Consider the following 8,771-nt stretch of genomic DNA (forward strand, 5'->3'; position numbering starts at 1 on the left):
GCGCGGCCCCCCCCTGTTGGCGACCCCGTTTGGCCTTTGCTCGGCAGATGGCAGCCCCTATTCTGCACCACTCTCCTGCGTTGCGGGGAGGTCTCTCTGATACCGCGATCTTGCCAGTGATCGCCGTGGCCGCCATAGGCTGTCGTCATCCCCTGCGTTGCGGGGAGGTCTCTCTGATGCAGGGTTATTATTGGCAGGCTGGGCCATTTCACTCTTGAGTCGTCATCCCCTGCGTTGCGGGGAGGTCTCTCTGATCAAACTGGGACGTTCGTGGTATCCACGGCAATGAGCGCCGTCGTCATCCCCTGCGTTGCGGGGAGGTCTCTCTGATTAAGAGAAATGACGCGCATCACTGCAAATGACGACGAGGTCGTCATCCCCTGCGTTGCGGGGAGGTCTCTCTGATCTGGCGTTGACAGAAGCTGTCTACAACGTGGTTAAGTCGTCATCCCCTGCGTTGCGGGGAGGTCTCTCTGATCACCCCGTCCTCGAACCGGTAGAGGAAGGCGTACTCTGGTCGTCATCCCCTGCGTTGCGGGGAGGTCTCTCTGATCGCAAGGCAAACGAGCGCCTTTCATGCCCTTAGAACCAGTCGTCATCCCCTGCGTTGCGGGGAGGTCTCTCTGATGTGCGCTCTTGCTGGATCGCGGGCGTTGTCCAGTTGAGGATGTCGTCATCCCCTGCGTTGCGGGGAGGTCTCTCTGATTTGGACAGTCGAAACGGAGGAACACGGGGAACTGCTGCCGACCTTGACGTCGTCATCCCCTGCGTTGCGGGGAGGTCTCTCTGATTGAGGGCGTGCTTTGGTGCGCCCTCGTACCACCGTAAAGTCGTCATCCCCTGCGTTGCGGGGAGGTCTCTCTGATCCAACCTGTCCATCGGAGCGGTCGCCGTCTACCTCAAAGAGTCGTCATCCCCTGCGTTGCGGGGAGGTCTCTCTGATTCTGCGGGCGTTTGCTGAGGGTAAAGCCCCCAGGTTCGTCGTCATCCCCTGCGTTGCGGGGAGGTCTCTCTGATCGTCACATGCAAGGCATATGTTTTGCCCTGCAATGTATGTCGTCATCCCCTGCGTTGCGGGGAGGTCTCTCTGATTATCGTGTCATTGCCGTGTCTCCTGTGCTCAATTACTTCTGTCGTCATCCCCTGCGTTGCGGGGAGGTCTCTCTGATCTTCACGCACTCCTCCCTTCGACTGTCCCTCGCCATCGGTCGTCATCCCCTGCGTTGCGGGGAGGTCTCTCTGATGTGAATTGCTCGCCGCCGCCCGCGATGGGCACGCCGAGTGTCGTCATCCCCTGCGTTGCGGGGAGGTCTCTCTGATTTTGACGGTCGTTAGTGTTGTCAAGAGCGCCGCACAAGGTCGTCATCCCCTGCGTTGCGGGGAGGTCTCTCTGATCCAGGTGCATGTACTGGCGTGCGACCTGGCCCGCTACGAGGTCGTCATCCCCTGCGTTGCGGGGAGGTCTCTCTGATTTTGCCCAGGGCTCTTGCCCTGGATCACGCCTACTAGTCGTCATCCCCTGCGTTGCGGGGAGGTCTCTCTGATCACTGAACCTTTAGAGATATTGAGGTGCACCGCAAGTCGTCATCCCCTGCGTTGCGGGGAGGTCTCTCTGATTGAGGGCAGTGATGGGCAAGCACATTGTAGACGCACGGCTGCGGAGTATGTCGTCATCCCCTGCGTTGCGGGGAGGTCTCTCTGATGCCTTGACTACCTCACGGTGCCGCAGCCCGTGGATAGGTCGTCATCCCCTGCGTTGCGGGGAGGTCTCTCTGATAGTAGCATATTTTTGGGGCGTTGCAAAGCCCTGAATCGGGGGTGGTTGCGCGGTTGGGCTGTTTTGGGCGTTTTGTGTAAAGCGTTTCTGGTTGTTTTGGGTTGCTCCAAGGCCGTTTTAGCCCTTCCTGATGCGTTTGCGCGGCATGAGACGTATGGCGACGGCTCGCGACGCCTCTTTTTGCCGGTGTCGCGACCCTCAGTTGTGCTTTGCGCCGTTGCCTTCGCGCTCGCTGGTGTACCTTGAAAGACCGTGCCCCTCGACCCACGACGCTTCAAAGAAGCTCACGCGAAGGCGCGAAGGCGCGAAGGGTGAGCTCGCCTCCGCGAAAAAAGAAGCTCACGCGAAGGCGCGAAGGCGCGAAGGGTTCGTACCGACGCGAAAACCTTTGCGCCTTTGCGCCTTTGCGTCAAAAAAACCGCCTTCTTCGCAAAGGATTGCCCCTAGACTAGGTAAAAGTCGGGGCTCGTTTCAACCGGTGGCCCCGAGCCGATGACCGCGATGGTGCTGGCACACGTTGCACAGAGCCGGTAGATCCGTAGGTTGTCGCCTTCGTCCGGCTGGATGGTGCGCGCCAGTTTTTTCCATAAGGCCTGGTATTGGCTCGCTTCCAGGTCACATTCGAAGACGCTGTATTGCACCCGTTGCCCAAACCCTTCGAGGATTTTGGCAATCCTGGTGCGCCGCCGGTCAATCGAGATGTCGTAGGAGATGAGGTAGAGCATGCTCGCCTCGCGCTTCCCTAAACCCAAGACTACGCAAAGAAGCTCACGCGAAGGCGCGAAGGCGCGAAGGGTGAGCTCACCTCCGCGAAAACCTTTGCGCCTTTGCGTCAAAAAAACCGACCCCTGACCCCCGACCCCAGGGCGATTGCATCATACGAAACCGGATACAACAAGACGCGCTATCAGGGCACCCGCAAGGGGTGCCCCTACCGGCCGGGGGCCGAATCCGGTGTACGGGCACCCCTTGCGGGTGCCCTGGCGGGGTGCCTACACGGAAGATGCAATCGCCCGACCCCCGCCCCCCGACCCCTGACCCCTGACCCCTGACCCCTGACCCCTAACCCCTGACCCCTAACCCCCGCCCCCTGACCCCTAACGCGAAAACATCGGTTGATACGGCTCGCCACCCCGGACAGCCCGGGCGAGCCGCCGCGCTTGCAGTTCAAAACAACGGGCGTAGTCTACTTCGCCTGGCCCGCGATCCGCTCCCTCCGGGTGCGTCAGCCGGATCCGTACGCGCTCTTCGTAGGCTTTGATAAAGCGCCGTTTCGCCTCGTCACTCATCCGTACCGCGTAGGGGCTTTCGTCATCACCGACGCTGAAGTCTTCTTGCGTCAGCCGCCCGTCGCTGCAACAGCGCAAGACGAGCGAGTCAATGATCAGCGGGCGAAATTCTTCCATCATGTCGAGCGCCAGCGAAGGCCGGTGGTAGTCGGGTTGGTGCAGATAGCCCAGGTACGGGTCAAAGCCGACCGTCTGCACAGCCCCCAGCACATGGTGCTGCAAGAGCGTGTAGCCGAGGGAGAGCGCGGCGTTGACGGGGTCGGTCGGGGGACGCCGGTTACGATCCTGGAAGTTCCACGCCGGGTCAAATAAAGCCCGTAACCCGCGAAAGTAGCGAGCCGTGGCACTTCCTTCCACGCCAAGCAGGGCCGAGACCTTGGTCGTCCGTTGTACCCGTTCGCTCAAATCACTCAACGCGCTGATCGTGCTCGTCACTTCGGGATCAACGCTGCTGCGGTTCCGCGCAAAGCGCTGCAACAGGGCGCGGCAGTTGCGCAGCTTGCCATTGACAATGCGTTGCGCCTGATCGAGTGCCCAGGCCGGGTCGTCGGCCTTGCGATATTGATCCCGCCGCAAGCCCACATGCGGCGTTGCCATACCCACGAGCCGCCCTTGATACCGCCCCCGTACCGTGAGAAAGCTGAGTTCGACCCCGCGGTCGAGCAACCGTTTAAGCGTCGGGAGGCTAAAAGAGCAGTTGCCAAAGACCACCACATCCGTGATCTTGATCAGCGGCAACGCACTCACCTCTTGCCCATCACGACTGACCACCATGCGCTCGTTCTCTAGATTGACGCTTGCGCCTTGTTCAATGATATAAAGCGTCGCCATCCGCGTCCTTCCCTTCGCGCCTACGCCCCCCGGCGGGTCCGTGCCTCTTCGCGGAGCGCCTGGAGATTGATGATTTCGGCGATTTCAAAGCGGGGCGGCACACTCCCGGCGACCGGGCGAATGTTGAGCACTGGCACAAAGTAGCCACAGCGCCCATGCACTTCGGTCAGCAGCGCCAACGCCAGCGCCGCCAGACCTGGTGGATTGATCAGCAACGGCGTCGTCTGCCAAGCCTCCCCGGTAAGCCCCGCCGCATCAGCCAGCGCACACGCCTGCTGGGCAAACGACTGGCTCCGATCCGCCTGCGCCGCCAGACTGCGCACCGCTGGCCGCACCCCCGCCAACGCCTCGAGGTGGGCCAATTGCTCCTCAGTCAGTGGATGCGCATAGTTTAATAACAGCATAGCCTTCTCTTTCATTGCTTGATGAGTAGTCTGGAAATTAAGTTTCCTGATGTCGTTCGCCGACCACGAATGGGGGGACGAATAAGCGAAGAGCGCATGGGGCAGCCCATATTCGTTTATTCGTTCTCAATATTCGTGGTCGGCGGCGCTACCAGAAAACGTACGTTACACACCACCGAGTAATTTGCAACCTAAATTTCCTGGTATTCTGGAGTGCCGGCTTATGGTCTTCCAGAAATTAATCCGGTATAGACCGCGAAGGCGGGCTTCGCTTCCCCGAGCCGAGGGCTTCAGCCCCACGGCATTGGGCGCATAGCGGATCATTTCCTGTAAAACCATTAGCCGACTGAAGCCGACACTCCCTTTCCCACTCCCTACCCCGCCAACCCTTGCAACTGCACATAGATCCCTTCCGCATTACGAATCACCGTCGCAGCTCGCGCCGCGCTTCGCCGCATGCCCGTATGGGCGAGATCATTGCGCAGTTGGATCGTCTCCTTCCAGATCTGGCGCACAACCACGCGATCCGGCATCACCGCATCAAGCACAGGTGCTTCCGGCTTATCATTCAACCACTGCTCAGCCTCAGTGCGCGCCTGATACGCAAACAACGCCTGCCCACGGCGCACCACCACGAGCGAGACCAGCCACTCACGCGCCAGCGTCATCGCCTGCACCGGCATCGCCTTATCAAGGTACCAGCGGATCATGCGCAGCTTGCGTTGCAGCACGGCCGCACCCTGGTGCGACGAGCGCGGCTGATCCAGCGCCAGTGGCGTATACTCAGTCGCGATCCGGTCAAGCAAGAGACTAAACGGCGCCACCTGTGGTTCAGCCACCCGGTGCGGTTCAAGCGCCTCGAGCCGCCGCTCCAACTGCGCGGCACTCTCCATCACCTCTGCGGGGCGCACCGTCTGCAGGGCACTGGTCAACGCCGCAAGCTGATTGGCAAGCTGACGAGCCTGCCCAGGGGGGAACGGCTGCGACGAAGCGGGCGTCTGGCGCACCTGTTCCGCCAGATCATCAGCGCGACCATAGCGCAGCAACGTATCCGTCGCCGTCGTCCAATCAAGCAGCGCCAGAAAAGGCGTCAGATCAAAAATCGGGGTCTGACCAGCGTGGCGCGCCTCAAACGCCCCATAGATCATCCGCTCGACCGTCGCCTGACGCACCGTACGCACAAAATTGGCCGCCAGCAACGCCAGCATCGGCAACGAACGAAAGCCAGTGGTAATATCAAAAATCAACTGATCGCCAGGCTCAATCGCCTCGGCCAGGACGCCAAAGACCTGCCACAACTCCTGCTCGGCGTGGCCGTCGGGGATCGACAGCGGCTGCAGCGGCACCACCCCGGCGAGGCGCTGCTGCAACGCAGGATAGGTCTTCTGAGCTGCGGCTGGCGTCAACAAAACCAACAACTGATCAGGCTGAAACAAGCGCACCGTCGCCTCCGCCATAAACGGCGTCGTGCAGCACTGCCCCTCCCAGCAATAGGTCGTCTCTTGATACACGCTTGTCCCCAACGCCGAAATCGCTTTGCGCATCATACCCCCCGTATGGGCACGGTGGTACCGTGCCCAGATGCCCCCCGTACGGGCACGGCGCCGCCGTGCCCCGACACCGCCGTGCCCCGATCCCCGATGCCCGATGGCCCCGTGCCCACCCCATGGCCGTAAGGCCGAAGCACGCGCCCCACGCGCGTGGGTTGCACCACGCGCCGGGCGTCGCGCGTGCTTCGGCCCTACGATCGCGCCGTGCCCGCCGCGTCCGCCGTGCCACGACACCCGACACCCGACACCCGACACCCGATACCCGATACCCAATCCCCGATACCCGATACCCAATCACCCCAACACAAACGTCGCCAACGTCCGCTGCACCCCAACAATATCGGTACCACGCTTAAACTCACGCTCGATCGGCACCGGATTGCTCGAAAGAAAGATCTTCAACTCGGCATCGCCATCAAACGTACCTGCGGTTTCGACCACAAAATGGGTAATCGCCTTATACGGAATCGAATGGTACTCGACCTTTCGCCCCGTCGTGCCCTGCTTATCGATCAAGATCAAGCGCTTGGACGTAAAGACAAACATATCGCGCAGCACCCGAAAGCCGCGCACCAACTGCTCACCCTCAACCAACAGCGGCCCAAGCTCTTGCTCAAGCTTCGCCGCATCAACCTCAGACGCATTGCCAAACAGACCCTGGAACATATGGTGAACTCCTTATAGGCTCCGATACGGAGCGTCATAACCTTAGGCAAGGTTTCAGGCTACTTTACAGTTTGGAGGCATCCATCGCATCCTGATGCGCTCGGCTATTTCCTATTTTCTAGCTCCTAAATCCTTGTCTTAGGGCAGAATATCACGCATCGGCGGAAACTGTCGGGGACGTTGACCCAGACGCACCCCTAGCTCAGCGGCCACCATCAGCAACGTCTCGACGTGTTCGGCAAGCGACCGGTACTCACGCTCGGTGATCGGTGTCAACCCATGGGCCAAGATCGACTGATTACGACTCAGCAACGCATTGGCAAGCGGGCCTTGCACGCGGGTAAACGCAACCCCCAACGGATCATTCAAGGCCACCAGCAGGGCATAGCTATCCTGAAGCCCCAGACGCACCTTGCCCTCATGCCGCCGCATTTCATAGGTTGGACGCAGGGCTTCGGGCAACTTCGCCACGTCGAGATCGCCAGATCGAAGCTCATGCCGTCGTTCAAGTTGCACCTGCGCCAGCAACTCAATCGCCCGGTAGAGCCGCGCTACGGCATCGTCAAAGCGATGATGCGATGCAGCCGCCCGCCGCTCGGCATTCTGCAACAGGTCAAAGACCGGCGCAAAACCCGTCGTCTTGCCGCGCCCGGTCAGCGCAAGCAAGGCTTGCCAGGTCGGGCCAAGCGCCTGTGCAAAGGATTGCAGCAGCGTAAAAGCGCCTGCATGGTCAAAACGATCCCAGGTATCAAAGCCCCGGCAGAGCTGGACACGACGCTGCACGGAAGCCCGCAACAGAGGAGTCAGGCCAACATCGCGCACAACCCCCTCAAGACTGCGCTGAGCCGCCGCGTAATCAAAGCGATCAAACAGCTCTTCGGCCAGCGCAAGACTCCGCTGCACCCGCCAACTCCGCGCATCAACCGCCGTCGCCAGTTCCGTGCCATCATCCACGCGTTGCAGGTCACTACGCTGACCCGTCATCAAGGACAAACTGCAATCACCTCGTTCCAGTGCCGCCAGCATCAGCGCCGCCGACATGGTTTTCGTCCCGCCAGTATAATCAGCAACCAGATCGTCCTGAGGAAAACGCTGACGCAGATCGGCAAAAACGGTGCGCAACGTACCATACGCATCATTCAGATCATCAGGTTCAACCTGAACAACCTCATACCTACCAGGTGCAAGCCCGGCCTGCGCCACCAGCGAAGCTTTGCTCTGGCGCGGCGCAATCACCGTCTTGCAATGCGGGCACTTCTGCTCAGGGCGCACATCACACGGCTCACCAGGGCCATCCACCGTCACATAGCTCCCAGAACGGGGCGGATCGGGCTGGTCTTTTGAGGCAATAAACGCAACATAATCCGGCTGATAGGCAGCAATTGCACCAACAACTGGCGCACTCGAACCACCAACGGTCACGAGCAGAATGGTAGGCATGGGTTTACTCCTTCTTTGGACGCGGTGCGGGCTTCACGTCAAGCATCACCCGTCCATTTTTCAGCGTGCGCACACCGATCACCTCAACACGAGCCGTATCTTTGTTGGCCCGATACTTACGCGTACCCTTATGCTCTGGCGTTATCAGCGCAACAACCTTTTCAACCGCAAAGCCAGGCACCTGAAGCACGACCCCCGCTTCACCCACCTCTAAAATCTTGTCGGTAAAGATATCACCAACCTCTGGGACAGCAAAGGCAGGTTCATTTTTACGCTCATGTTTAGGTTCATCTGAGGTATTTGGTTGCAGAGCAGACGGCAAAACATCTGGTACTGCCCGATAGTAGCGTAATAGACGCAGGCTCCAAGCAAATGTCTGGATCAAGCTATTGAAGTCATTCTGTAACGGACGCAAGTGCCGTTCACAAGCGATCTGTAATTGTCGATAATAGTCTAGCGTCTGGTTCGAGCGAATCACTATGACTTCACCACCACTGTCATTAATAGTTCGCAGATAATCGAAGAGAGCACGGCCCTCATCTTGAGTACGGACATAAGCCAATACCTTCTGGGCCTCATTGACATCAACTTTTGCGCCTGCTAAGTCTGCTGCGAGACGGTAAGCTACCTCAAAATCAGCCATTGTCATTGTCTTCCTCTTCCTCTAAGTCTTGCGACTTCACGATTTCTTCCCAGTAACGAAGATCGCCAACACTAAAAATACGAGGGTCAATATATTGACGTTTAGACTACCCAGCCAGATCGTCCAACCCGATTTTGGGTAACCACACCGAACAAACACGGGCCGGCTTGC

The 8,771-nt window shown here is 59.5% G+C and carries 7 protein-coding genes and 1 CRISPR repeat array; all 7 genes read right to left on the bottom strand.

The window, feature by feature from the left end; translation table 11 throughout:
- The first annotated feature begins 64 nt into the window (after positions 1–64).
- A CRISPR array of direct repeats spans positions 65–1,777; the repeat unit is 37 nt; unit sequence GTCGTCATCCCCTGCGTTGCGGGGAGGTCTCTCTGAT.
- Positions 1,778–2,220: 443 nt separating this feature from the next.
- Positions 2,221–2,502, bottom strand: coding sequence for a CRISPR-associated endonuclease Cas2 (cas2, locus tag EKD05_RS24585; protein ID WP_129678148.1), 282 nt, complete (start codon positions 2,500–2,502; stop codon positions 2,221–2,223).
- 372 nt (positions 2,503–2,874) lie between these two features.
- Positions 2,875–3,897, bottom strand: coding sequence for a CRISPR-associated endonuclease Cas1 (gene cas1 / locus EKD05_RS24595; protein WP_129678152.1), 1,023 nt, complete (start codon positions 3,895–3,897; stop codon positions 2,875–2,877).
- A 20-nt stretch (positions 3,898–3,917) separates the two neighbouring features.
- Entirely contained in the window at positions 3,918–4,301 is a 384-nt protein-coding gene (gene csx15, locus EKD05_RS24600) for a CRISPR-associated protein Csx15 (protein ID WP_129678154.1), read from the bottom strand.
- Positions 4,302–4,675: 374 nt separating this feature from the next.
- Positions 4,676–5,848: a TIGR02221 family CRISPR-associated protein gene (csx2, locus tag EKD05_RS24605; protein ID WP_129678156.1), complete on the bottom strand. Its 1,173-nt coding sequence runs from the start codon at positions 5,846–5,848 to the stop codon at positions 4,676–4,678.
- 297 nt (positions 5,849–6,145) lie between these two features.
- Positions 6,146–6,517 (bottom strand): PH domain-containing protein, encoded by a 372-nt coding sequence (locus EKD05_RS24610; RefSeq protein ID WP_097655189.1) that lies wholly within the window; start codon positions 6,515–6,517, stop codon positions 6,146–6,148.
- Positions 6,518–6,655: 138 nt separating this feature from the next.
- Positions 6,656–7,957: a TIGR02710 family CRISPR-associated CARF protein gene (locus EKD05_RS24615; protein WP_129678158.1), complete on the bottom strand. Its 1,302-nt coding sequence runs from the start codon at positions 7,955–7,957 to the stop codon at positions 6,656–6,658.
- A 4-nt stretch (positions 7,958–7,961) separates the two neighbouring features.
- Positions 7,962–8,600, bottom strand: coding sequence for a hypothetical protein (locus EKD05_RS24620; protein ID WP_129678160.1), 639 nt, complete (start codon positions 8,598–8,600; stop codon positions 7,962–7,964).
- Positions 8,601–8,771: the final 171 nt, after the last annotated feature.

It is taken from the genome of Candidatus Chloroploca sp. Khr17 (assembly GCF_004138165.1).
GTDB lineage: Bacteria > Chloroflexota > Chloroflexia > Chloroflexales > Chloroflexaceae > Chloroploca.